This is a genomic window from Ornithinimicrobium sp., assembly GCF_035267225.1.
Classification (GTDB): domain Bacteria; phylum Actinomycetota; class Actinomycetes; order Actinomycetales; family Dermatophilaceae; genus Ornithinicoccus.
Genome location: NZ_DATFMA010000067.1, coordinates 46,349 through 68,400 on the forward strand (window position 1 = coordinate 46,349; position 22,052 = coordinate 68,400).

At 70.6% G+C, this 22,052-nt stretch carries 20 protein-coding genes; 2 read left to right on the top strand and 18 right to left on the bottom strand.

Annotation, left to right across the window (positions count from 1 at the left end; all coding sequences use genetic code 11):
* Positions 1-20 precede the first annotated feature (20 nt).
* From VJ976_RS05805 to VJ976_RS05820, 4 genes are all read right to left on the bottom strand, one after another.
* On the bottom strand, positions 21-992 hold the full coding sequence (locus VJ976_RS05805) for an electron transfer flavoprotein subunit alpha/FixB family protein (protein WP_324099165.1): 972 nt from the start codon (positions 990-992) through the stop codon (positions 21-23).
* Positions 989-1,762 (bottom strand): electron transfer flavoprotein subunit beta/FixA family protein, encoded by a 774-nt coding sequence (locus VJ976_RS05810; RefSeq protein ID WP_324099166.1) that lies wholly within the window; start codon positions 1,760-1,762, stop codon positions 989-991. The genes VJ976_RS05805 and VJ976_RS05810 overlap by 4 nt, the downstream gene beginning before the upstream one ends.
* Positions 1,759-4,281, bottom strand: a complete 2,523-nt coding sequence (locus tag VJ976_RS05815) for an FAD-dependent oxidoreductase (protein WP_324099167.1) — start codon at positions 4,279-4,281, stop codon at positions 1,759-1,761. Before VJ976_RS05815 ends, VJ976_RS05810 begins: the two co-directional genes overlap by 4 nt.
* 228 nt (positions 4,282-4,509) lie before the next feature.
* The gene (locus VJ976_RS05820) at positions 4,510-5,283 is read right to left on the bottom strand and encodes an IclR family transcriptional regulator (RefSeq protein WP_324099168.1); all 774 of its coding nucleotides are present in this window, start codon (positions 5,281-5,283) and stop codon (positions 4,510-4,512) included.
* 208 nt (positions 5,284-5,491) lie between these two features.
* On the opposite strand from VJ976_RS05820, the gene VJ976_RS05825 reads away from it, so the two are divergent.
* A complete protein-coding gene (locus VJ976_RS05825) occupies positions 5,492-6,283 on the top strand; it encodes an IclR family transcriptional regulator (protein ID WP_324099169.1) in 792 nt (263 codons plus the stop codon).
* On the opposite strand, the gene VJ976_RS05830 is transcribed toward VJ976_RS05825, so the two are convergent.
* From VJ976_RS05830 to VJ976_RS05890, 13 genes are all read right to left on the bottom strand, one after another.
* Complete coding sequence (locus VJ976_RS05830) at positions 6,280-7,158, bottom strand: methylenetetrahydrofolate reductase (protein WP_324099170.1); 879 nt, start codon at positions 7,156-7,158, stop codon at positions 6,280-6,282. The two genes, VJ976_RS05825 and VJ976_RS05830, sit on opposite strands and share 4 nt — an antisense overlap.
* 55 nt (positions 7,159-7,213) lie before the next feature.
* Entirely contained in the window at positions 7,214-7,627 is a 414-nt protein-coding gene (gene nusB, locus VJ976_RS05835) for a transcription antitermination factor NusB (protein ID WP_324099171.1), read from the bottom strand.
* 6 nt (positions 7,628-7,633) lie between these two features.
* Positions 7,634-8,194: an elongation factor P gene (gene efp, locus VJ976_RS05840; protein ID WP_324099172.1), complete on the bottom strand. Its 561-nt coding sequence runs from the start codon at positions 8,192-8,194 to the stop codon at positions 7,634-7,636.
* Positions 8,195-8,280: 86 nt separating this feature from the next.
* Positions 8,281-8,754 (bottom strand): type II 3-dehydroquinate dehydratase, encoded by a 474-nt coding sequence (locus VJ976_RS05845; RefSeq protein WP_324099173.1) that lies wholly within the window; start codon positions 8,752-8,754, stop codon positions 8,281-8,283.
* 9 nt (positions 8,755-8,763) lie between these two features.
* Positions 8,764-9,903 carry a 3-dehydroquinate synthase gene (gene aroB, locus VJ976_RS05850; protein WP_324099174.1) on the bottom strand — a complete coding sequence of 380 codons (1,140 nt, stop codon included), beginning with the start codon at positions 9,901-9,903 and terminating at the stop codon, positions 8,764-8,766.
* Complete coding sequence (locus VJ976_RS05855; protein ID WP_324099175.1) at positions 9,900-10,469, bottom strand: shikimate kinase; 570 nt, start codon at positions 10,467-10,469, stop codon at positions 9,900-9,902. Before VJ976_RS05855 ends, aroB begins: the two co-directional genes overlap by 4 nt.
* Complete coding sequence (gene aroC / locus VJ976_RS05860) at positions 10,466-11,728, bottom strand: chorismate synthase (RefSeq protein ID WP_324099176.1); 1,263 nt, start codon at positions 11,726-11,728, stop codon at positions 10,466-10,468. Before aroC ends, VJ976_RS05855 begins: the two co-directional genes overlap by 4 nt.
* Positions 11,729-11,741: 13 nt before the next feature.
* Positions 11,742-12,458 (bottom strand): A24 family peptidase, encoded by a 717-nt coding sequence (locus tag VJ976_RS05865; protein WP_324099177.1) that lies wholly within the window; start codon positions 12,456-12,458, stop codon positions 11,742-11,744.
* On the bottom strand, positions 12,455-13,315 hold the full coding sequence (locus VJ976_RS05870) for a shikimate dehydrogenase (RefSeq protein ID WP_324099178.1): 861 nt from the start codon (positions 13,313-13,315) through the stop codon (positions 12,455-12,457). The genes VJ976_RS05865 and VJ976_RS05870 overlap by 4 nt, the downstream gene beginning before the upstream one ends.
* Entirely contained in the window at positions 13,305-14,615 is a 1,311-nt protein-coding gene (gene mltG, locus VJ976_RS05875) for an endolytic transglycosylase MltG (RefSeq protein ID WP_324099179.1), read from the bottom strand. Before mltG ends, VJ976_RS05870 begins: the two co-directional genes overlap by 11 nt.
* Positions 14,612-15,124 (bottom strand): Holliday junction resolvase RuvX, encoded by a 513-nt coding sequence (gene ruvX / locus VJ976_RS05880; RefSeq protein ID WP_324099186.1) that lies wholly within the window; start codon positions 15,122-15,124, stop codon positions 14,612-14,614. The genes mltG and ruvX overlap by 4 nt, the downstream gene beginning before the upstream one ends.
* Positions 15,124-17,808 (bottom strand): alanine--tRNA ligase, encoded by a 2,685-nt coding sequence (gene alaS, locus VJ976_RS05885; protein ID WP_324099180.1) that lies wholly within the window; start codon positions 17,806-17,808, stop codon positions 15,124-15,126. The genes ruvX and alaS overlap by 1 nt, the downstream gene beginning before the upstream one ends.
* Positions 17,809-17,899: 91 nt before the next feature.
* On the bottom strand, positions 17,900-19,204 hold the full coding sequence (locus tag VJ976_RS05890) for a replication-associated recombination protein A (RefSeq protein ID WP_414693572.1): 1,305 nt from the start codon (positions 19,202-19,204) through the stop codon (positions 17,900-17,902).
* A 100-nt stretch (positions 19,205-19,304) separates the two neighbouring features.
* Here VJ976_RS05890 and VJ976_RS05895 point away from each other — a divergent pair, with 100 nt between their 5' ends.
* Positions 19,305-21,569 (top strand): MMPL family transporter, encoded by a 2,265-nt coding sequence (locus tag VJ976_RS05895; RefSeq protein WP_324099181.1) that lies wholly within the window; start codon positions 19,305-19,307, stop codon positions 21,567-21,569.
* Here the strand turns inward: VJ976_RS05895 and VJ976_RS05900 are convergent.
* Positions 21,566-22,052, bottom strand: a 487-nt coding sequence (locus VJ976_RS05900; RefSeq protein WP_324099182.1) for an amino acid--tRNA ligase-related protein, incomplete at its 5' end; no start/stop codon positions are given. The genes VJ976_RS05895 and VJ976_RS05900 overlap by 4 nt on opposite strands.

Here is a 22,052-nt window from a genome sequence, read left to right on the forward strand (position 1 = left end):
CCTCACCCTACCCCGGCGACCTAGCCGGCGACGCGACGCCTGATCTCCTCGTTGATGGCCGGCACGATCTCGTGCAGGTCCCCGATCACGGCGTAGTGCGCCCGGGTCACCATCGGCGCATCGGGGTCGTTGTTGATGGCCAGGATCGTCTTGGCGCTGGAGCATCCGGCCCAGTGCTGGATGGCGCCGCTGATCCCGCACGGGACGTACAGGTCGGGGCTGATCCGGGATCCGGTCTGGCCGACCTGCTCGTGGTGTGGCCGCCAGCCCAGGCTGGTCACCACCCGCGAGACGCCGAGGGAGCCGTGCAGCAGGTCGGTCATCTCCAGCAGCTCCTCGAACCCGTCGGAGCTGCCGACACCACGGCCGGCGCCGATCACGACCTTGGCCGACTTCAGCGACCCGGACTCGTCCGGCGCACCGGGCTCGGTCCGTGCCACCTGGACGGCGATGTCGGCGGGGGTCGTGCTGACCTCCAAGGCCTGCACCTGCGCAGAAGCAGGCTCGTCGGCCGGCTCGGCGCTGCAGGCGTGGCCCGCCACGCTGAGCACCGCGAGATCCTCGGAGAGAGACATCACCTCGAAGGCGGTGCCGCCGAACACCTGGCGGCTCACCAGCAGCGGCTCCCGGCTCTCGACGTTGACCGCGTTCGCCGCCATGAGCACGTCCGCGCGCGCGGCGACGTGCGCCATCAGCTCGTTGCCGCGGGGCGAGCCCGGCGCCAGGACGACCGACGTGTCGCAGGCCCGCGACGCCGCCAGCACTGCCGCCGACCACGCCCCCGGGGCGTAGGCGGCGAACGCCGCATCCGAGTCGTCGACCTGGTGGATGGTCGACACCCCGAACTGGCTCAGCGGCTCGGCGAGCTCGTCGACCGAACCCACGACCACCGCGTGGAGCTCCTCACCCAGACCACGCGCGAAGGTCAACGTCTCCTGCGAGACCTCGCTGACCTCGCCCTCGACGACCTCGACCCAGACCAGCACACTCATCGCAGGACTCCTAGCTCTTGTAGCAGGTCGGCGACGGCGGGGGCCGCTTCCGGCCCCTCCCCGAGCACCCTCACCTGGCTCGACGGGGCGGGCGGCAGGACCAGCCGGACCCGCCCGGACCCGTCGGGCTCACGCTCGGGCTCGACGGTCTCGATCTTGGCCCGCTTGGCCTTCATCCGTCCCGGGATGCTCGGGTAGCGGGGTTCGACGCCGCCCTCCATGACCGTGACCACCGCGGGAAGGGCGATCTCGTAGACCTGGTTGCCGCCGGTCGGACTGTCGCCCGTGGCGACGACGTGGCCGTCCCTCAGCTCGACGGTCGAGATGCCGGTGACCACGGGACGCTCCAGCGCATACCCCAGCCGCACACCCACCTGGAAGTCGCCGGTGTCCGCGGCGTCGTTGCCGAGCAGGATGAGGTCGTAGGACCGCCCCTGCTCCTCGTGGGAGCGCACCACGTCGGCGATGGCGAGCGCGATGTCGCGGGGGCCGAACCTGGCCGGCGTGGCCTCAACGAGGACCGCGTTCGTACATCCCAGCGCCACCGCGTCGCGCAGCTGCTCGACGGCGTTGTCGTCACCGAGGGAGAGCACCGTGACCTCACCGTCGGTGGCTCCGGCCTGCTGCACGGCCAGCTCGATCGCAGCCTCCTCGTGCGGGCTGACCGTCGCGCCCAGGTGGGCGATGTCGATGTTCATGCCGTCTTCGTCCAGGCTGACCTCGCCCCCGGTGTCGGGGACACGTTTGATACACACCAGCACGTCGCTCATGAGGCGCTCCTGATCCGCTCGTTCTCGGGGTCGAACAGGGAGGTCGCGTCGACGGAGCCGACCCGCACGGGGTACAGCTCCTCCATGTACGAGACCGTCAGCTCGGTGTCGATCTCGGCCTGCTCGCGGGGCAGGTACGCCATTAGCACGTGCTTGCCCAGGGACGGCGCCGAGCCGGCGCTGGTCACGTACGGGTGGTGGCCTTCGGCGTCCGTCAGCAGCTCGCCCTCCTTGCTCAGGATGGGCTCGCCACCCAACATGTAGCGCTTCATGCCCGAGGCCGAGGTGTGGTCCTCCACGGTGAGAGTGCACAGCACCGAGGGGGGCTCCTCCTCGCGCTGCTTGAGGTAGGCCGCGCGGCCGACGAACTCGGCCTCCTTGACCTTGGGGCGCTGCATCCCGGCCTGCACGATCGAGCGCTCGGAGTCCAGCTCCGCGCCGAACGCGCGGTAACCCTTCTCGATGCGTCCGGTCGTGCTGTAGACACCCACGCCGACAGGCACCGCACCGTGCGGAGCACCGGCCTCGAGCAGCAGGTCCCACAACCGGGCACCCTGCTCGATCGGCACGTACAGCTCCCAGCCGAGCTCGCCCACGTAGGAGATGCGCGAGGCCAGCACCGTCAGCGAGCCCAGCTCGAGCTCGCGGCAGGTGGCGAACCTGAAGCCCTCGTGGCTCACGTCGCCGCTGGTCAGCGAGGCCAGGATGGCGCGCGCCTTCGGGCCCCAGATGCCGATCGTGGTCCAGGAGGAGGTCAGGTCGACCACGGCGGCGCTGCCGTCGGCCGGCATCCGGTCGGCGAACCACTTGAGGTCCACCATGCCGTGGGCACCGCCGGTGACCACCCGGAAGCGATCGTGAGCCAGTCGCATCACGGTCAGGTCGGACACGAAGCCACCCTTGTCGTCCAGCACCGGCGTGTAGATGACCCGTCCCACCGGCAGGTCGGCCTGCGAGACGATGACGGACTGGACCGCGTCGAGCGCCCCCGGGCCCACCACGTCGAAGAGGCAGAAGGCCGACAGGTCGATGACCCCGGCCCGCTCGCGCATCGCGAGGTGCTCGGCGTTGATGATCGGGGACCACCACCGCGAGTCCCACTCGTGCTCGCGCGGCATCACCGCATCGCCGAACTCCTCGAGCAGCGCGGAGTTGGACTCGTACCAGTGGGGCCGTTCCCAGCCGGCAGCCTCGACGAAGACGGCACCCAGCTCTTGCTGCCTCGCGTGCATGGGCGACAGACGCAGGTTGCGGTCGGACTCGTACTGCTCGCCCGGGTGGACGATGCCGTAGGTCTTGATGAAGGCCTCGCTGGTGCGGGCCCGCGTGTGGTTGCGTGTGCGCTGGTGCGGGTGGAACCGGGCGATGTCGGAGCCGGCCAGGTCGATCTCGCTGTGTCCGTGCGTCATCCACTCGGCCACGGCGCGCCCGACGCCGGGTCCTTCCTTGATCCACACCGCTGCGGCCGACCACAGTCCCTTGACCTCGGGTGTCTCGCCGAGGACGGGCGCGCCGTCCGGGGTCAACGACAGCAGACCGTTGATCGCGTAGCGGATCTCCGCGCCCTCGGCGCCCAACAGGTCGGGCATGAGCTCGAAGGCCTGCTCCAGCTGGGGGTCGAAGTCGTCGGCCGTGAACGGCATCTCGGTGGGTGAGAGCTTGGATGCCTCGATCGAGGGGATGTCCTCGGGCTCGTGGATGATCGAGCGGTGGGCGTAGGAGCCGACCTCCATGTCGGCGCCGTGCTGACGCTCGTAGCACAGGGCGTCCATGTCGCGGATGATCGGGTAGCTGATCTCACCTTCCTGCTCGGTCAGCAGCGGCACCGGGCCGACCGAGATCAGCTGGTGCACCATCGGCGAGAGCGGGATCCTGGCGCCCGCCATGTCACCGATCTTCGGGCTCCACACCCCGCACGCGATGACCACCGTGTCCGCGGAGATGGTGCCCCCGGTCGTCTCGACCCCGGTGATCCGACCCTCGTGCGTGCTCAGGCCGGTGACCTCGACGGTCGGGACAACGGTGAGCGCGCCGGTCTCCATGGCCCGCTCGCGCATGATCGTCCCGGCCCGCAGCGAGTCCACGACCCCGACGGTGGGAGTCCAGAACGCACCGACGATCTGCTCGGGGTCGAGGTAGGGCACCTTCTCCACGACCTGCTCAGGGGTGACCAGCTCGGACTCGATCCCCCACGCCTTGGCCGACGACATCCGGCGGCGCAGCTCCTCCATCCTCTCCTCGGTGCGCGCGACCTCGAAGCCGCCGGGCTGGATCATGACGCCCATCTCGTCGTACTGCTCCATGCTGTCCAGCGTGAGGTCGGTGATCTCGCGAGAGTGGTCGACGGGGAAGATGAAGTTCGACGCGTGACCGGTCGAGCCGCCGGGGTTGGGCAGGGGGCCCTTGTCGATCTGGACGATGTCACGCCAGCCGAGGCGAGCCAGGTGATGCACGAGGCTGTTGCCGACGATTCCGGCCCCGATCACGACCACGCCAGCAGATTCCGGTACCGAGGCCATGAGGCCCCCCTTCAGTGGAGAAGTGTTGCGTTATACGCATTGCGGTGCGCTATACGGCACAACGCAATACTAGACCGGCATGGTGTGCTGTCAACTCTCGGAGGCGCCGCGTCGCGGCAGGACACAGCGCGGTCGATGCTGCCCTGATGGGACAGCCCCGGGAGTGCCCCGGCTGGGCGGCAGGTGGACGGCCCGGCTTCGTGGCAGGTGGCCACCCCGGCTTGCGCGTCACGCGGGAGCCGCGGCTCCGAGGCGCCCGGAGACCGTCGAGGCCGCCGTCATTAGCAACGGCAGGACCTCTTCGATGCGCTCGGCTTCGATCCGGAAGGTAGGCCCCGAGACGCTGAGGGAGGCCACGACCTCACCGTGCGCGTCCCGGATGGGCGCGGCGACAGCCGTCAGCCCGATCTCCAGCTCGTCCACCGCGAGGGCATACCCGAGCTTGCGCGCCCGGGCGAGCTCGTCCCGCAGTTGCGCGCGGGAGGTGATGGTGGTCGGCGTGTACGAGGTGAGCCGGGGCAGCCGCTGCGTACAGTCCGCCTCGCTCAGCTCACTGAGCAGGACCTTCCCGTTCGACGTGGCGTGCAGTGGGATGTGCTGACCCACCCAGTTGTGCGGTTGCAGCGAGGAGGAGCCGGCCACCTGGTCCACGTAGAGGGCCGAGGTCTCGGCCAGGATGGCCAGGTTCACCGTCTCCCCGGTGCTGGTCGCGAGGTCGCGGGCGATCGGTCGAGCCTCCTGCACCACGTCCAGCCGGGCACTGGTGGCCCCCGCCAGGCGCAGCACCCCGACCCCCAGTCGGTACTTTCCGCGGTCGGAGTGCTGCTCGACCATGTCATGCGCTTCGAGGGTCGCTACAAGGCGGAAGACCGTGCTCTTGTGCACCCCCAGCTCTCGCGCGATGTCGCTCACGCCCGCCTCGCCTGCCCGCGACAGTATGCTCAACACGGACAGAGCGCGGTCGACGGACTGCACGCCCGCCGAGCCGTTGGAGTCACTCATGGGGGCACGTTAGCGCATCGAGCGTTGCGTATGACACATTGTGTCTCGAATAGCGCAACGCACGGCTCGACTTCTCGCCTCGACTCAAGCACAATAACTGACACCGGGGCGTGCTGAGGTGGCTGAGTCTGCAGCGGACGCAAGCCGCTCACGCACCTGCCCGACCTGACTCGACCCGATCAGACCTCATCGAAGGAGATCACGCGACATGACCGCCGGTGCGCCAGGTCTGGCCTCTCCGACCTCGCCCGGCGCCGGCACCCAGGCCGTCGACCGTGCGGCCAGGCTGATCGACCTGGTCATCCACTCCGACCGCCCGCTGACCACGAGCGAGCTGGCCGAGGCCACCGGGCTGGCCCGGTCTACCGCCTCACGGCTGCTGAGCGCGCTGGAGCGGACGGAGCTGCTCGAGCGCACCGTCGACGGCTACGTGGGGGGGCAGCTCTTCGCCCTCTACGCGGCCCTGCACGACCCATGGCCTCAGGTGGCGCGGCTCGCCGAGCCGGTGCTGCAGTCGGTCTCCGCAGCATGCGGGGAGACGGTGCACCTCGGCGTCGCGCGGTCCGACAACGTGTTCTACATCGCCCAGGTCGAGTCCACCTACCTGTTGCGCGCCCGGGACTGGAACGAGGTCGAGGTGCCGGTGCACTGCAGCTCGCTGGGCAAGGTCCTGTGCGCTTTCGGCGCCATCAAGGTCCCGCCAGGCCGGCTCGAGAAGCTGACCGAAGAGACACGCACACGGGAACAGCTGGTCCGGGAGCTCGGCGAGGTGCGAGCTCGCGGTTACTCCGTCTCCTGCGACGAGCTGGAGGTCGGCCTGTCGGGGCTGGCCGCACCGGTGGCCGGCCTGGAAGGCTCGGTGATCGCCTCGCTGGGCGTCTCCGGGCCCACCGTCCGGTTGCAGGAGCAGATTCCCCAGCTGGGGCGACTGTTGGCGGACGAGGGCGCGCGTCTGGCCTCGTTGCTGCAGGCGCCCGCCCAGGCTCGGGGAGTGGCCTAGTCCGTCGCCGCCGCGGGCTGCTGCACGCCCGCACCCAGGCGGGCCAGGAAGTCCCGACGCCACCGCTCGGTCGCCGCCACCTGGTTGAAGGTGTAGAGGTGGATCCCGGTCACCCGCGCCTCGGGTGCGGCCATCGTCTGAGCACACCCCTGCAGGAAGCGCTCGCCGGTGAAGCCGCCCGGCGCGGCCAGGCGGGTCATGATGCTCTTGTGCTTGCTCAGGAAGCGGGTGGAATCCCCCACGCCGATCCTCGTGGCCATGGTGAGCAGCTTGGCCCGGTCGATGGGTCCCGGCACCCCGAGCAGCACGGGCAGGGTGATCCCCCGAGCACGCATCCGTGTGATCCAGCGATGCACCTGCTGCGGGTCGAAGGTCAGGTTGCTCACCACATGGGAGGCGTGCTTGCGCTTGTCCCACATCGACTGCACCGTCAGGTCGTCACTGATGCTCGGGTGGGGCTCCGGGTAGCCGGTGATGCCGACGGTCATCGCCGGGTGCCCCATCGCGGTGAGGTCCTGCAGCAGGTCCAGGGCGCAACCGTAGTCGCCTGCTGGCGGCTGCTGATCCCCCCCGGGGACGAAGACGGTTCCGACCCCGGCCTGGTGCAAGCGCCCCACGAGGTCGGAGAGCTCAGCCCGGCCGGAGACCATCCTCGCTGCCAGGTGGGGAACAGCGTCATAGCCGTGGGCCGCCAGGCGGATGGCCAGGTCGACGGTGGCCTCGATGCCCTGAGCCGGGGAGGCGGTCACGGTGACCGTGCTCCCAGGCTCGAGGGCGGCCACGACCGAATCCTCCGCGGTGGGGGTCGGCAAGACCTCGAAGCGTGCCGACTGCAGCATTCGGACCAGGAACTGTTGACGATCTTTGTTGCGCATGTTGCAACTCACTTCACGATACGCGACGGGTTCCCGAACGGTACCACTCTCGGGCTCAGACCAAGGTGACCTTGACCGTCGAGATGCGGGCGAGCAGCCCGTTGACGAACTTGGGCGACTCATCGGTGGACATGGCCTGCACCAGATCGACCGCTTCGGCGATGGCCACGACGTCCGGCACCTCGTCGTTCCACACCACTTCCCAGGTGCCCAGCCGCAGCACCGCACGATCCACCGCCGGCATCCGCTCCACCGGCCAGCCTTGGCTGTACGTGCTCAGGACCTCGGCGATCTCGGCCCAGCGCGACAGGACGCCGTTGACCAAGGTCGCGGTGTAGTCCGGAAGCGGGTGCTGGGTACTCGGGTTCTCCAGGCGCTGCCGCAGCAGCTCCCCGATGTTCAGGCCGCGCTGCTCAGCCTCGTAGAGGAGCTCGACGGCTCGCTTGCGTGCCTTGGTGCGGGCGGCCACCGGAGCTCAGTTGACCCGGCCGAGGTACGAACCGTCCCTGGTGTCCACCTTGACGCGAGTGCCCGCCTCCAGGAAGAGCGGCACCGCGATCTGCGCACCGGTCTCGAGGGTGGCCGGCTTCGTGCCGCCGGTGGAGCGGTCTCCCTGCACCCCGGGGTCGGTCTGGGCGATCTCCAGGACCACCGACGGCGGCAGCTCGACGTAGAGCACCTGGCCCTCGTGCCGAGCGATCATGACCTGAGAGTTCTCCAGCAGATAGTCACTCGCGCTGCCCATCACCTCGGGCGTGACCGGGATCTGCTCGTAGGTCTTGGTGTCCATGAAGATGTAGTCGGTGCCGTCGTGGTACAGGTACTGCATGTCGCTGCGGTCCACCGTGGCGGTCTCCACCTTGGTGCCCGCGTTGAAGGTCTTGTCGACGATCTTGCCCGAGAGCACGTTCTTGAGCTTGGTGCGCACGAAGGCCGGCCCCTTGCCCGGCTTCACGTGCTGGAAGTCGAGGACTTGCCACAGGCCGTGGTCCATGTTCAGGACCAGCCCGTTCTTGAGGTCGTTCGTCGTGGCCACGTGTTTCTCCTGTTGGGGGCATCAGAGTCCCCGTGGCTCCACTCGGGCGGTGGGCCGGGTGTGAGGGCACAGGGACGGCACGGAGTCTAACGCGCCTGCGCGCGCTGCCTCCCCGTGCTCTCCGGCCCGGCCAGGGCCTGCAGCGCCAGGAGGTAGGACCGTGCGCCGAAACCGGCCACCGTTCCGGACGCCACCGGCGCCACGACCGAGACCTGCCGGAAGCCCTCGCGCGCGGCGGGGTTCGACAGGTGCACCTCGATCAGTCGCGACCCGCGGCTCCTCGCGTGGGCGCACGCATCGGCGACCGCGTACGAGTAGTGGGTGAACGCCGCTGGGTTCAGCACGATGTCGGACCCGGCGGCCGCCGCTTCGTGCAGCCAGGCCACGATCTGCGCTTCGTCGTCGCTCTGTCGGCACTGGCAGTCCAGACCGAGGGCGGCGCCCTCGGTCACCACCTGGTCGTGTACCTCGGCCAGGGTCTGGGTGCCGTACACCTCGGGCTGGCGCGAGCCCAGCGCGGCGAGGTTGGGCCCGGAGATCACCAGCACCGAACGCGACATGGGGTCACACTAGTGCTCAAGGGCGGCGTAGGCCCGAGCCAGGACGTCCTCGTCGGGGGCCTGAAGTCGACCGGGCCGGCCGACATCCTCCAGCACCACGAAGCGCAACCGCGACCCCCGTGCCTTCTTGTCCCGGCCCATGGCCGTCCGCAGCGCCTCCCAGCGGTCCAGACGGTAGGTGGTGGGCAGTCCCACCGCGGTGAGGATGCTGCGCACGCGCTCGGGCAGATCGGGCGGGGTGCGTCCCGCCAGGACCCCGAGCTCGGCAGCGAACACCATACCGACGGCCACGGCGTCGCCGTGCCGCCACCGGTAGTCCTCCACCAGCTCGATGGCGTGTCCCAAGGTATGTCCGAAGTTGAGGATCTCCCGGTGCGAGGCCTCCCTCGGGTCGGCGGAGACGACGTCTGCCTTCACCTGCACGGCGCTGGCGACGAGGTCGACCGCGAGGGCGGGCTCGGCGGCCACGGCAGCGTCGGGGTCCGCTTCGACCCGGGTGAGGATCTCCGGGTCGGCGATCAGCCCGCACTTGATCACCTCGGCCAGACCGGACACATAGTCGGCGCGTGGCATCCGGGCCATCCACGCCGGGTCGCACAGCACCGCACGCGGGTGGTGGAACGCCCCCACGAGGTTCTTGCCCTCCGCGGTGTTGATCCCCGTCTTGCCTCCCACCGCGGCATCGACGGCGGCCAGCAGCGACGTCGGCAGGTGGACGACGTCCACGCCGCGCAGCCAGGTGGCGGCCGTGAAGCCGGCGAGGTCGGTCACCGCTCCCCCTCCCAAGCCGACCACGAGGTCGTCCCGGGTGAAGCCCGCCCGCCCCATCTGTGCCCACAGCTCCGACAGCACGTCCACGTTCTTGGCCGCCTCCGCGTCGGGGACGCGGGCCAGGTGGGCGAGCGCGCCGGCGGTGTCGATGGTCGATCGCACCTGCTCGACCAGGTCGTCGCGGCCCGGCTGCGCCACCACAAGCACCCGCCGGCCGGGGTGCAGGTGGTCTCCCAGCCGGTCGAGCACCCCCGACCCCACCCGTACGTGGTACTCACCACCCGCCGTGAGCACGCTTGCGCTGCTGCCGGCGCTCCTCGTGCCCACAGTGCCGCCGGGGCATACCGGGATCGAGCGCAACGGCTGGCCGCCGCTCACCCTTCCTGCCCGGTCAGCGGCGAGGGGACGAGACGCTCGATCTCGTCGGCGATCTCCTCGACCCCACGACCCGCAGTGTCGACGTGGACGTCGGCGAGCTCTTCGTAGGTGCTGCGCCGTGCGTTCATCAGTCGGTTCCATGACGCCCGCGGGTTCACGACCAGCAGCGGACGAGAAACGTCGAACCCGACCCTGGAGGCGGCGTCCGCGATGCCCACGTCGAGGAAGACCACGGTCCCGCGGTGGCGGGGATGACCCAGTGCCCGCGCCACGTCCGCCGTCATCACCGCGCCGCCCCCCAGAGCAAGCACATCGCGGTGCTCGGACAGGGCGCGGATCACCTCGAGTCGCTCCATCTCTCGGAAGGACGCCTCCCCGTCTTCGACGAAGACGTCGCTGATCGAGCGGCCCTGCGCGGCCTCGATGGCAACATCGGTGTCCCAGAGCTGCCCGCCGCTGCGCCGCGCGAGCTCGGCCCCGAGGGTGGACTTCCCCGATCCCGGGGGGCCGATCAACACCACCCAGGGTCGTGCCTCTTCGTGTGAATGCTCCGTCGCTCGACTCATCGCGCCTCCACCTCGGCCGGCACGGCCATCGTCTCCGGAATGGCTGCGAGATAGCTGCGCAGGTTCCGACGCACCTCGCTGACGCTGTCACCCCCGCACTTCTCCAGCACCGCGTCGGCGATCACCAGGGCGACCATGGCCTCCGCGACGACCCCGGCCGCCGGCACCGCGCAGACGTCCGAGCGCTGATGGATGGCCGTCGCCGTCTGCCCGGTCGTGACGTCGACCGTGCCCAAGGCTCGTGGCACGGTGGAGATCGGCTTCATGGCCGCACGCACGCGCAGCACCGAACCGGTGCTCATGCCGCCCTCGGTACCCCCGGAGCGCAGGGTCGCGCGGGTCACACCACCGTGAGCAGCCGGCTCGATCTCGTCGTGGGCCTGGCTGCCGCGGCGAGCCGCGGTGCGGAAGCCCTCCCCGATCTCAACGCCCTTGATCGCCTGGATTCCCATCAGCGCCGCGGCCAGGCGGCTGTCGAGTCGGCGGTCCCAGTGCACGTGCGAGCCCAGGCCGGGCGGCAGGCCCCAGGCGAGCACCTCGACCACGCCACCGAGCGTGTCCCCGTCCTTGCGGGCGGAATCGACCTCGGCCACCATCGCAGCTGACAGCTCGGGGTCCAGGCTGCGGACGGGGTCGGCGTCGAGCGCGTTCACATCACGGGGTCCGGGGAGGCTGCTCACCGACGGCGCGTCGGCGCCGGGCCCGGGAAGCCCTGCCGTGCCGATCGAGACCGTATGGGACACCAGGGCGATGTCGCATGCCTGCTCCAGAAAGGCCGCCGCCACCGACCCCAGGGCGACCCGGGCCGCGGTCTCCCGGGCCGAGGCCCGTTCGAGGATGGGGCGCGCCTCACGGTGGGCGTACTTCTGCATGCCTACGAGGTCAGCATGCCCGGGCCGGGGCCGCGTCAGAGCCTTGTTGCGGGCCAGCTCTGCGGGCGCGCCGACGTCGTCCGCCCGGACCAGGTCCTCCTCGGGCACGGGTTCGGGGCCCATGACCTTCTCCCACTTGGACCATTCGGAGTTGGCGATGTGCAGCGCGATGGGCGACCCGAGGGAGTAGCCGTGCCGCATGCCACCGACGAAGTCCAGGCGGTCGGCCTCGAAGCTCATGCGGGCACCGCGACCGTAGCCCAGGCGACGCCTCGCCAACGCCGCCGAGACCCGCTCCCGGGTGATCTCCACCCCCGCCGGCAGTCCCTCGAGAACTGCGGTCAGCGCAGGCCCGTGCGACTCCCCGGCGGTCAACCAACGCAGCATGGGGCCGAGTCTGTCAGAACAGTGACGCCACGCTGCCTGCGGGCAGCATGATGCCGACCAGCGCCCCCGCCATCATCGGGGGTCCGTAGGCCACGTGGCCACGCAGGCTCACCTGGCGGGTGAACAACAGTGCCAACGCCATCACCCCCCCGGCCACGAAGCCCGCGTAGACCCCCACGACCGTGTTACCGACGCCGAACCAGCCCAGAGCCGCGCCCAGGAGCAGGGAGAGCTTCACATCGCCCAACCCCACGGCCACCGATCCGCGAGCGAGCGACAGTGAGGCAAGCAGCAGGTAGAAGATGCCGCTGGCAAGTGCACACAGCAGGGCACGCCACCACGGGCCGGCGCCCGCCCCGAGCAGGGACACCAGGCTCAGACCGGTCAGGAGAACGCCGCCGCACGGCGCGAGGAGCCGGTCGGGTAGACGGTGGACGTCCAGGTCGATGGCCGCGAGAGCCACGCATCCGAAGGCGACCAGCAGCAGCGTGATCAGCAACACCGCCTGGGCCGGCGCCGTGAGCGTGGCCTCCTGGCCGACCCGGGTGACCAGCAGCCAGCCCAGGCCCCCCAGCACCGGCGGGACCCACCAACGGGATCCGGGATGCTCGGCTCCGCTCTCCGACTCGGCGCGGTAGGAGAGACGCTGCAAGACGCGTCGCAGGGGGATGCCACTCACCGCCGCGAGCAGCGCGACACCCAGGGCCCATCCCGGCGCCTGCGCGATCACGTGGCGGGGTGAACCCGACCCGCGGCCAAGGCCGTCCGCATTGCTGCGAGCGGCGCCTCCTGGCCCGTCATGAGCTGCACCTGCCGGGCCGCCTGGTGCAGCAGCATCTGCGCACCGGAGACCCGTGTCGCTCCGGCGGCGCCCAGTCTCACAGCCCAGTCGCTGTCGACCTGGTAGGTCACGTCCATCGCCCACACCGGCGTGGGCGCACTCACCCCATGGGCCCAGAGGCGCCTCGGGGGCATCGGCAGGGAGGCATGGGCTGGCACCGTGCTCACCGCCACGTCGAAGCAGTCCCATCCCGGGCCCCCTTCGTCGTAGTCCCGCACGACGGTCTCGATGCCAAGGGAGTCGGCCAGCACGAGGGTGGCCCGGCGCGCCGTGGAGCGCACCTGCAGGGTCACCCGACGCAGTCCCAGCTCGTGCAGGGCCACGAGCACCGAGCGGCAGGTGGCCCCGGAGCCCAGCACCCACGCGGTCTCGGTGTGCTGGCACCCGGCCTCGGTCAGCGCGCTCAGGATGCCGTCCACATCGGTGTTGTCCGCCCACCAGCCATCGGTCCGGCGGATGAGTGTGTTGGCGGCCCCGGCGAGCGTGGCCCGGTGTGTGGCCTCGTCGGCCAGAGCGAGCGCCTCCTCCTTTCCGGGCATGGTGACCGACAGGCCGACCCACGAGTCGGGCAACCCCGCGACGAAGGACTCCAGGCCACCAGCCGGCACCTCGTTGCGGTGGTAGGACCACTGCCGCAGCCCCAGGGCACGGTAGGCGGCGAGGTGCAGCGCCGGGGACAGCGAGTGCTCGATGGGTGAGCCGACCACTCCCGCCTGTCGCGGGCGGCTCCTCGACTCAACAGGCATCGCGGTTGTTCCGGCACCACCGCTGGAACTCCTGGACGTTCTTCTTGTGCTCTTTGAACGTCACCGCGAACTTGGTCTGCCCGGTGTCGGGGTTGGTCGTGACGAAGTAGAGCCATGGCCCCTGGGCCGGATCGATGGCGGCCTTGATGGCGGCCAGACCGGGGCTGTTGATCGGCCCGGGCGGCAACCCGGTCAGCGTGTAGGTGTTGTACGCGCTGTCGCTCTCGCGTTGCGCGTCGGTGGTGCCGGCCCGACCCCGCTCGGAGTAGATGAAGTGGATGGTGGAGTCGAACCCGAGCGGCTGGTCCTCGTCCAGGCGGTTCTCAATCACCCTCGCGATCTTCGGCAGGTCGTCGCTGAAGGCACCCTCCGCCTGGATCAGGCTGCCTTTGACCAGGGCGGTGTCCAGCTGCTCACCCCGAAGGCCGAGCTCGGCGTACTTGGTCTCGCCCAGCTCGACCATGTCGCTCAGCTGCTGGGTGGGGGTGTCCTCGGGTCCGAAGGAGTAGGTGTCCGGGAAGAGGTAGCCCTCCATCTCCCCGTCCGCGGCCGCTGGGAGGCCGATCTCGTTCGCGTCCACCGCCTCGTAGTCCGATACCTCATGACCGGTCCCCTCGGCGAGCGCGGCGAAGACCTCCTCCTTCCACAGACCTTCTCGTACCGTCACGGCGCTGACCTCGCGGTACTCCGGGTCGAGCATCCGCTCCAGCGCTCCCTCGGCGCTCATCTGCTCGGCCATCCGGTAGGAGCCGGGCTGGATACTCGTGGACTCAGGCTCCACCGCCGCGGCCGCAGTGAAGGCGTCGGCACTGGCCACGACGTCGTTCTCCGCCAGAACCCGGGCGATCGTCGCGCCCCCGGCGCCCTCGGGCACCTCCACGACGATCTCACCGGTGCCCGGCCCCGAGTAGTCCTCGACCTCCTCACCGCCCCCCGCGAACGTCGGGAGCATCCCGGACACCGCCCCGAAAGCGAAGTAGCCGCCGGCGACCACCACCACCAGGGCCACCAGCAGCGAACCCCAGCGGATCCACGGCGAGCGGCGGCGACGGGCGTGGTACTGAGCCTCGGCCGCCTCGTCGAAGTGCTCCACCATGTCCGGGTCCATCTCCTGCAGATCGTCATCGTAGAAGGCGTCATCGTAGAAGGCGTCGTAGGGCTCCTCCCGGCCCGTCGGCTCCGCCCAGATGTCGTCCAGCCCACCGTACGGGTCGTCGTCGGGCTGCTGGAGCCAGCGCCGTGCCCGGGCATGGCGCCCGCGGCCGGTGCTCAGGGGCGACTCGTCAGGGAGCTGGCTCACGACTGCCTTCCTTGCTGCCGATCCTGGCCGGCGCGCCGGCGCGGCTTTCGACCGGTGAGCACTTCTCCACCGGGAGATCCGGTACTGCGCTCGGCGTCCAGAGCGGCCTGCAAAATGAGAACAGCAGCCGCCTGGTCCACCGAGTCACGGTGACGCCGCGAAGCGACCCCGCTGTCGCGGAGCTGCCGGTGGGCGTCAACGGTGGTCATGCGTTCGTCCCACAGGCGCACGGGAACCCCGTCCAGGGCGCGCTTCAACGCCCCAGCGTAGTCGCGAGCCCGTTCGGCGGCTACGCCATCCGCGCCGGACAGAGACTTGGGCAGCCCGACGACCACCTCGATCGCACCGCGCCGACGAGCCTGTGCGGCAATCTCGTTCAGGTCCGCCCCGGTCCGGCTCTCGCGAGTGAGCGTGCCTGCGGGAGTCGCCACGAGGCCGTCGGGGTCACTGACCGCGAGACCGACGCGCACTGCACCGACATCGACCCCGAGACGTACTCCGGGCCGCATCACGACGCTGCGGTGACGCGTTCCCCCACGGCCGTTTCCACACTCGTCAGGGCCTGCACCGTCCGCGACGGATCGCTGCCGCCTCCCTGGGCCAGGTCCGGCTTGCCTCCGCCGCCGCCGCCGAGCTCGGCGGCGGCCGGCTTGACCAGGTCCCCCGCACGCAGGCCGCGCGACCGCGCCGCATCGTTCGTCGCGATGACCACCACGGGCCGGTCATGCTGGGTCGCGGTGACCGCGACCACGACGGGTCGCTCGTGGCCCAGCCGCCCGCGCAGGTCGCCGACCAGGCGGCGCGCGTCGTCAGCGCTCACACCGACGCCGGCGTCATGCCCGAGGAAGGTGACTCCGGCGACGTCGCGCGCGCGACCGGCCAGGGCGGCTGCCGACGACAGCACGGCCCGGGCACGCGCCTCGGCGATCTCGCGTTCGGCCTGCTTGAGGCGAGCCAGGATGCCGTCGACGCGTTCGGCCAGCTCCTCGGGCCGGGCTTTGAGCGCCTCGCTGAGCTGACCGACGATGGCGTGCTCCCGCGCCAGGAAGGTGTACGCATCGGCCCCGACCAGTGCCTCGACCCGGCGCACACCGGCCCCGATCGAGGACTCGCCCATCAGCTTGACCACGCCCAGCTGGCCGGACCGCCGCGCGTGGGTCCCGCCGCAGAGCTCGCTGGCCCAGTCACCCACTGAGACCACCCGCACCTGGTCGCCGTACTTCTCGCCGAAGAGCGCCATCGCACCGGCGTCGTGTGCCTGCTGCTGGGTCATGATCTCCGCCCGCACGGGCAGGTCGTCCAGCAGCAGCGCGTTGACCCTGGCCTCCACGTCGGCGAGCACGCTGGCCGGCACCGCGGCGGTGGCGTTGAAGTCGAAGCGGAAACGGCCCGGCGCGTTCTCCGACCCGGCCTGGGTGGCGCTGTCGCCCAGGGCCTCTCGGATCGCCTTGTGCACCATGTGGGTCGCCGTATGAGCGCGAGAGATCGAACGCCGACGCTCGACGTTTACCAGGGAGTAGGCCTGCTCCCCCGAGCCCACGCTGCCGTCCCGCACTCTGGCTCGGTGCACGATGACTCCGGAGACCGGTGACTGTACGTCGAGGACCTCGATCACCCCGCCACCGGACAGGTGGATCTCACCCCCGTCGGCCAGCTGCCCGCCACCCTCGGCGTAGAAGGGCGTGCGGTCCAGCACGATGTCGATCTCGTCTCCGGCTCCGGCTTCGGCGACGACGTGACCGTGGCGCACCAACCCCGCGACCCTGGACTCCGAGCGCACCTCGTCGTAGCCGGTGAAGGCCACCGCGGCGCCCAGCCGGTCGGCGATCTGCCGGTAGGCCGTGGTGTCACCGTGACTGGAGCGCTTGGACCGGGCATCGGCCTTCGCCCGCTCGCGTTGTTCGCCCATGAGCCGGCGGAAGCCCTGCTCATCCACCTGGACGCCCTGCTCCGCGGCCATCTCCAGGGTGAGGTCGATCGGGAACCCGTAGGTGTCGTGAAGGGCGAACGCCTCCTGCCCGCCGATCGAGGGGCTCCCCTGCTCCCGTGCGCGCCGCACGGCCGCATCCAGCATCACCGTGCCACTGGACAGGGTGCGCGAGAACGCCTCCTCCTCTCCGTAGGCGACCGCGGAGAGGGACGGCCACTGCTGGAGCAGCTCGGGGTAGGAGGCGGCCATCACGTCCCGGCTCACCGGGAGGAGAGCGGGCAGACACGGGCCCTGGACCCCGAGGATGCGCATCGAGCGCACTGCCCGACGCAGCAGACGGCGCAGCACGTACCCGCGGCCCTCGTTGCCCGGGGTCACCCCGTCCGAGATGAGCATGAGGGCGGAGCGGACGTGGTCCGCGACCACCCGGAGCTGCACGTCGTCACTCTCCCGTGCTCCGTAGTGACGACCCGAGAGGTCCTCCGCCGCCGCGATGACGGGATACACCTCGTCGATCTCGTAGAGGTTGTCGACCCCCTGCAGCAGGTAGGCCACCCGCTCCAAGCCCATCCCCGTGTCGATGTTCTTGCTCGGCAGCTCACCGGCCACGTCGAAGTCCGTCTTGGAGCGGACCGCGCTCAGCTCCTCCTGCATGAACACCAGGTTCCAGATCTCCAGGAACCGGTCCTCGTCTACCGCGGGGCCTCCGTCGGGGCCGTACTCCGGCCCTCGGTCGATGTAGATCTCGCTGCACGGGCCACCGGGCCCGGGCACCCCGGTGTGCCAGTAGTTGTCGGCGAGGCCACGGCGCTGGATGCGCTCGGGCGGTAGGCCCGCCACGCTCTGCCACAGGCCGATGGCCTCCTCGTCCCCCTCCAGCACCGTCACCCAGACCGACTCCGGGTCGAAGCCCAGGCCGCCGGCGTCCTGCGATGAGGTGACGAACTCCCAGGCGAGGCTGATGGCCCCTTCCTTGAAGTAGTCGCCGAAAGAGAAGTTGCCGTTCATCTGGAAGAACGTGCCGTGCCGCGTGGTCTTGCCGACCTCGTCGATGTCGAGCGTGCGCACGCATTTCTGCACCGAGGTCGCTCGCGGCCACGGCGGCGTCTGCTGACCGGTGAGGTAGGGGATGAAGGGAACCATCCCGGCCACGGTGAACAGCAGCGTCGGGTCGCCACTGACCAGCGAGGCACTGGGCACCACGGCGTGTCCCCTGCTCTCGAAGAACGTCAGCCAGCGACGACGGATCTCGGCGGTTTCCATAGCTCCTCTTCGTCTGCCGGCGCCGGGGTCTGCGGGGCGTGCGCCTGGGCGAACTCTACCGGGGCGCGAGCGCCACCCTGTGGGGCGGCGGCTACGGCCCCGCGGCCGAGGTGCCGCGGATCCGGTCCCTCAGCCACGCCCAGCGTGCAGCCAGCCGCTCCTCGAACCCGCGGTCGGTCGGTGTGTAGTAGCGCGCATCGCGGAGGTCGTCGGGCAGGAACTGCTGCGGGCCGACGCCGTCGGGCTCGTCGTGGCTGTAGCGGTAGCCGGCGCCGTGCCCCAGGGCCTGTGCACCTGCGTACCCGGTGCCGCGCAGGGCGGCCGGCACGGCACCGCCACGGCCCGCGCGGACATCGCCGACGGCTGCGTCGATGCCGAGGTAGACGGCGTTCGACTTCGGCGCCATCGCGTTGTGCACCACGGCCTGAGCCAGCACGATACGGGCCTCGGGCATCCCGATCTGCGCGACCGCGTGCATCGCGGCCACGGCGGTCTGCAGAGCCGTCGGGTCGGCCATCCCCACGTCCTCGCTGGCGCTGATGACGATCCGGCGCGCGATGAAGCGCGGGTCCTCTCCAGCCTCGAGCTGGCGGGCCAGGTAGTGCAGGGCTGCGTCCACGTCGCTGCCGCGCATCGACTTGATGAACGCGCTGGCCACGTCGTAGTGCTGGTCGCCCGTCCGGTCGTAGCGCACGGCCGCCCGGGCGACCGCCTGCTCGGCGTGAGCGAGCGAGATCAGCGTGCCGGCACCTCCGGCGGGGTCCTCGGCGGCGTCCTGCGCGACGCCCGCGGCCGCCTCCAGAGTGGTCAGTGCCCGACGGGCATCTCCTGCACTGATGGCCACGATGTGCTCCCGGGCGGCCGCCGCCACGGTGAACTGCCCGTCCAGCCCCCGCTCTTCGGTCAGGGCCTGCGTGAGCAGCTCGTCGAGCTGCTCGTCGGTCAACGGCTCCAGGCGCACCAGGATCGACCGCGACAGCAGCGGGGCGATGACGCTGAACGACGGATTCTCCGTGGTGGCGGCGACCAGAACGACCAGCCGGTTCTCCACTCCGGGGAGCAAGGCGTCCTGCTGCGCCTTGCTGAACCGGTGGATCTCGTCCAGGAACAGCACGAGCTGACGACCGTAGAGCGCCCGTTCGTCGGCCGCCCGGTCCAGCACCGCCCGCACGTCCTTGACCCCGGCCGTGACCGCGGACAGCTCGGCGAAGGCCCGCCCCGCGGCCTGCGCGGCCAGGTGGGCCAGGGTCGTCTTGCCGGTCCCGGGTGGCCCCCACAGGATGGCGGACAGCGGCCCGGCAACCCCACCCCTGCCCTCGATGAGCCGACGCAGGGGGCTGCCTGTCGCCAACACCTCGGCCTGCCCGCGCACCTCGGAGATCTCGCGCGGCCTCATCCGCGCCGCAAGGGGCTGCAGATGGTCCTGCGCGGACCGTTCGCCGGAGGAGAACAGGTCGCCGTCGTCAGCCGCTGGCACGTTTGGCAGGCTAGCGGACGTGACACGCACCCCTGGCCGCCACCGGCGGCCTCCTGCCCCGAAGCTGGTGCGGTTGGGCAGGAGCACCGCGCGCCATCACTGGTGGTACCTCGGCACGTGGCTGGTCATCGCCACGCTCAGCTTCGCCGCCAGCCTCGGCGTGCTCACCGGCCAGTCGGTCTTCGACCGCCTCACCTCGGGCACGCTCGAAGCCCCGGGAGAGGCGCAGCAGGCCTACGACCTGATGGCCGAGCAGGGCGAGGAGGCCGTGAGTGTCCTGGTATCGGTGCGTGGGGCCGACGTCCTGGGCCCGGAGACGTCGCGAACGGTCGCCGAGGTGGTGGAGCAGCTCGGGCAGGTCCCCGACGTCACCGAGGTCAGATCCCCGATGACCACGCCGGGCTGGCCCCAGGCCGAGGAGGCCTACGCTCTCGTCGCCGACGCGGACCCGGCCTCGGGCCGGTTCATGGTGGTGGTCAGTCTGCCGGGCGAGCTGTCCCAGGCCGAGCAGGGCGAGGTCGTGGACGAGGTGAGCGAGATCGCTGCCGAGGAGCTGGCGCCGGTGTCGGACGAGGTGACCGTCGGGGGCCTCACCCAGCTCGTCGACGACATCAACGCTCTGGTGGCCGATGACCTGAAGACCGGTGAGGGCGTGGCCATCCCGGCTTCGCTGGTGGTGATGATCGTGGTCTTCGGCGGCTTCGTGGCGGCCGGTATGCCGATCGTCGGGGCCATCGCCTCGATCGGCGGAGGGCTGGCGATCCTGCTCGGCTTCTCCTACCTCATGGACCTGGACGCGACGGTGGTGAACATCGTCACCGTCATGGGGCTGGCGCTGTGCATCGACTACGGCCTGCTCATCGTGAGCCGGTTCCGGGAGGAGGTCCGCGCGGTGGCGCCCGGCGTGGAGCATCGGGACCTCAACACGACCCAGATCGAGGCCGCTGTGGTCGGGACGGTCAGCACGGCCGGGCGCACGGTGCTCTTCTCGGCGCTCATCGTGGGAATCTCGTTGTCTGGCCTGACCCTCATCGAGGCTCCGATCATGCGGGCGATCGGAGCGGCGGGAGTCTCGATCGTCGTGGTAGCCCTGCTGGTGGCGCTCACCCTGGTTCCAGCCCTCTGCGCCGTGGCCGCACGGCGCCTGGGCCGCCGCCGCGGCGCTGAGGTGAGCAGTGACGAGGGGTGGTTCTCCCGCCTGGCTCGTGTGGTGCAGCGACGTCCGGCGGTGACCGTCGTGCTCAGCGCGGCCGTCCTGCTGCTGCTGGCCTCCCCCGTCCTCGGGATGCGGCTGACCTCCTCCGGAGTCGAGCTCCTCCCGGAAGGCGCCGAGCAGCGCGAGTTCTTCGAGATGCTGGAGCGTGACTACCCCGCTCTGGCCGGCGCCGACATCACGGTCGTGTCGCGGGCCCCGGCCCAGCAGGTCCAGGCCTGGGCCGAGGAGGAGGTCACCGAGCTGGCCGGGGTCGATGCGGTCGACCCGGTCCAGCAGGAGGGCGAAGTCGCGGTGCTGCGGATCGCGACGTCCGGCTCGGCCTCCGACGACGCGGCCCGGGAGGTCGTGGACGAGCTGCGTACCGACCGTCCGGACTTCGACATCTACGTCACCGGGCAGGCCGCGAGCCTCGCTGACTTCGTGCAGTCCATGTTCGACCGGGGGCCCTACGCAGCGGCCTGGATCGCCGGGGCCACGTTCGTCCTCCTGTTCCTGCTCACCGCTTCGGTCGTCATCCCGGCCAAGGCGCTCCTGCTGAACGTCATCTCCTTGGGCGCCAGCCTGGGACTGACCACCTGGGTCTTCCAGGGTGGGCACCTGGAGGGGGTGTTGGACTTCGCCTCGGCCGGGGCGGTGGAGTCGATCATCCCGCTGCTGGTGCTGGCCTTCGGCTTCGGTCTGGCCATGGACTACGAGGTCTTTCTGCTGGCCCGGATCATCGAGCTGCACGAAGCCGGTCTGGCGGACGACGAGGCCGTCCGCCTCGGGCTGCAACGCTCCGGGCGGATCATCACCTCGGCGGCGCTGATCATGGTCATCGTCTTCGCCGGCTTCGCCCTCGGTGACATGCTGGCCATCAAGCAGACCGGTTTCGCGCTGGCCACCGCGGTGTTCATCGACGCCACCCTCGTCCGGATGGTCCTGGTGCCGGCGACCATGACGCTGCTGGGCGGCTGGAACTGGTGGTCTCCGCGCTTCCTGCGGCCGGTGCACGCCCGCTTCGGAATCACCGACCACGGCAGCCTGAACCAGGACGCTTCCGCCTCGTCCGGCTCTGCGGGCCGCTAGCTGCGGCGCTCGGCATCCACCCCGGTCTCCTTGCGCTGTGCCGTCGTGATCGGCGCCGGGGCCTGGGTCAGCGGGTCGAACCCGCCACCGGACTTGGGGAAGGCGATGACGTCGCGGATGGACTCCGAGCCGGCCAGCAGCGCCACGATCCGGTCCCAGCCGAACGCGATCCCCCCGTGCGGGGGCGCCCCGTAGCTGAACGCCTCGAGCAGGAACCCGAACTTCTCCTGGGTCTGCTCCGCCGACAGCCCCATCACCGCGAAGACACGTTCCTGCACCTCCCGGCGGTGGATGCGGATCGAACCGCCCCCGATCTCGTTGCCGTTGCACACGATGTCGTACGCCTGGGCCGGCACCGCCCCCGGGTCGTCCTCCAGGTGCTCCAGGAAGCCCTCGTTCGGAGCCGTGAAGGCATGGTGCACCGCGGTCCACGCTCCTGCGCCCACAGCGACGTCACCGGAGGCGACGGCGTCCGTGGCGGGC

Bases quoted from the DNA above. Each gene is read 5' to 3' on its own strand.
- VJ976_RS05855 (WP_324099175.1), bottom strand. From the start codon at position 10,469: ATGAGTCGAGCGACGGAGCATTCACACGAAGAGGCACGACCCTGGGTG.
- VJ976_RS05845 (WP_324099173.1), bottom strand. From the start codon at position 8,754: ATGTCGCGTTCGGTGCTGGTGATCTCCGGGCCCAACCTCGCCGCGCTG.
- VJ976_RS05810 (WP_324099166.1), bottom strand. From the start codon at position 1,762: ATGAGCGACGTGCTGGTGTGTATCAAACGTGTCCCCGACACCGGGGGC.
- VJ976_RS05805 (WP_324099165.1), bottom strand. From the start codon at position 992: ATGAGTGTGCTGGTCTGGGTCGAGGTCGTCGAGGGCGAGGTCAGCGAG.
- VJ976_RS05870 (WP_324099178.1), bottom strand. From the start codon at position 13,315: ATGCCTGTTGAGTCGAGGAGCCGCCCGCGACAGGCGGGAGTGGTCGGC.
- VJ976_RS05890 (WP_414693572.1), bottom strand. From the start codon at position 19,204: ATGAGGCCGCGCGAGATCTCCGAGGTGCGCGGGCAGGCCGAGGTGTTG.
- VJ976_RS05815 (WP_324099167.1), bottom strand. From the start codon at position 4,281: ATGGCCTCGGTACCGGAATCTGCTGGCGTGGTCGTGATCGGGGCCGGA.
- VJ976_RS05820 (WP_324099168.1), bottom strand. From the start codon at position 5,283: ATGAGTGACTCCAACGGCTCGGCGGGCGTGCAGTCCGTCGACCGCGCT.
- VJ976_RS05825 (WP_324099169.1), top strand. From the start codon at position 5,492: ATGACCGCCGGTGCGCCAGGTCTGGCCTCTCCGACCTCGCCCGGCGCC.
- aroC (WP_324099176.1), bottom strand. From the start codon at position 11,728: ATGCTGCGTTGGTTGACCGCCGGGGAGTCGCACGGGCCTGCGCTGACC.
- VJ976_RS05830 (WP_324099170.1), bottom strand. From the start codon at position 7,158: ATGCGCAACAAAGATCGTCAACAGTTCCTGGTCCGAATGCTGCAGTCG.
- ruvX (WP_324099186.1), bottom strand. From the start codon at position 15,124: ATGCGGCCCGGAGTACGTCTCGGGGTCGATGTCGGTGCAGTGCGCGTC.
- alaS (WP_324099180.1), bottom strand. From the start codon at position 17,808: ATGGAAACCGCCGAGATCCGTCGTCGCTGGCTGACGTTCTTCGAGAGC.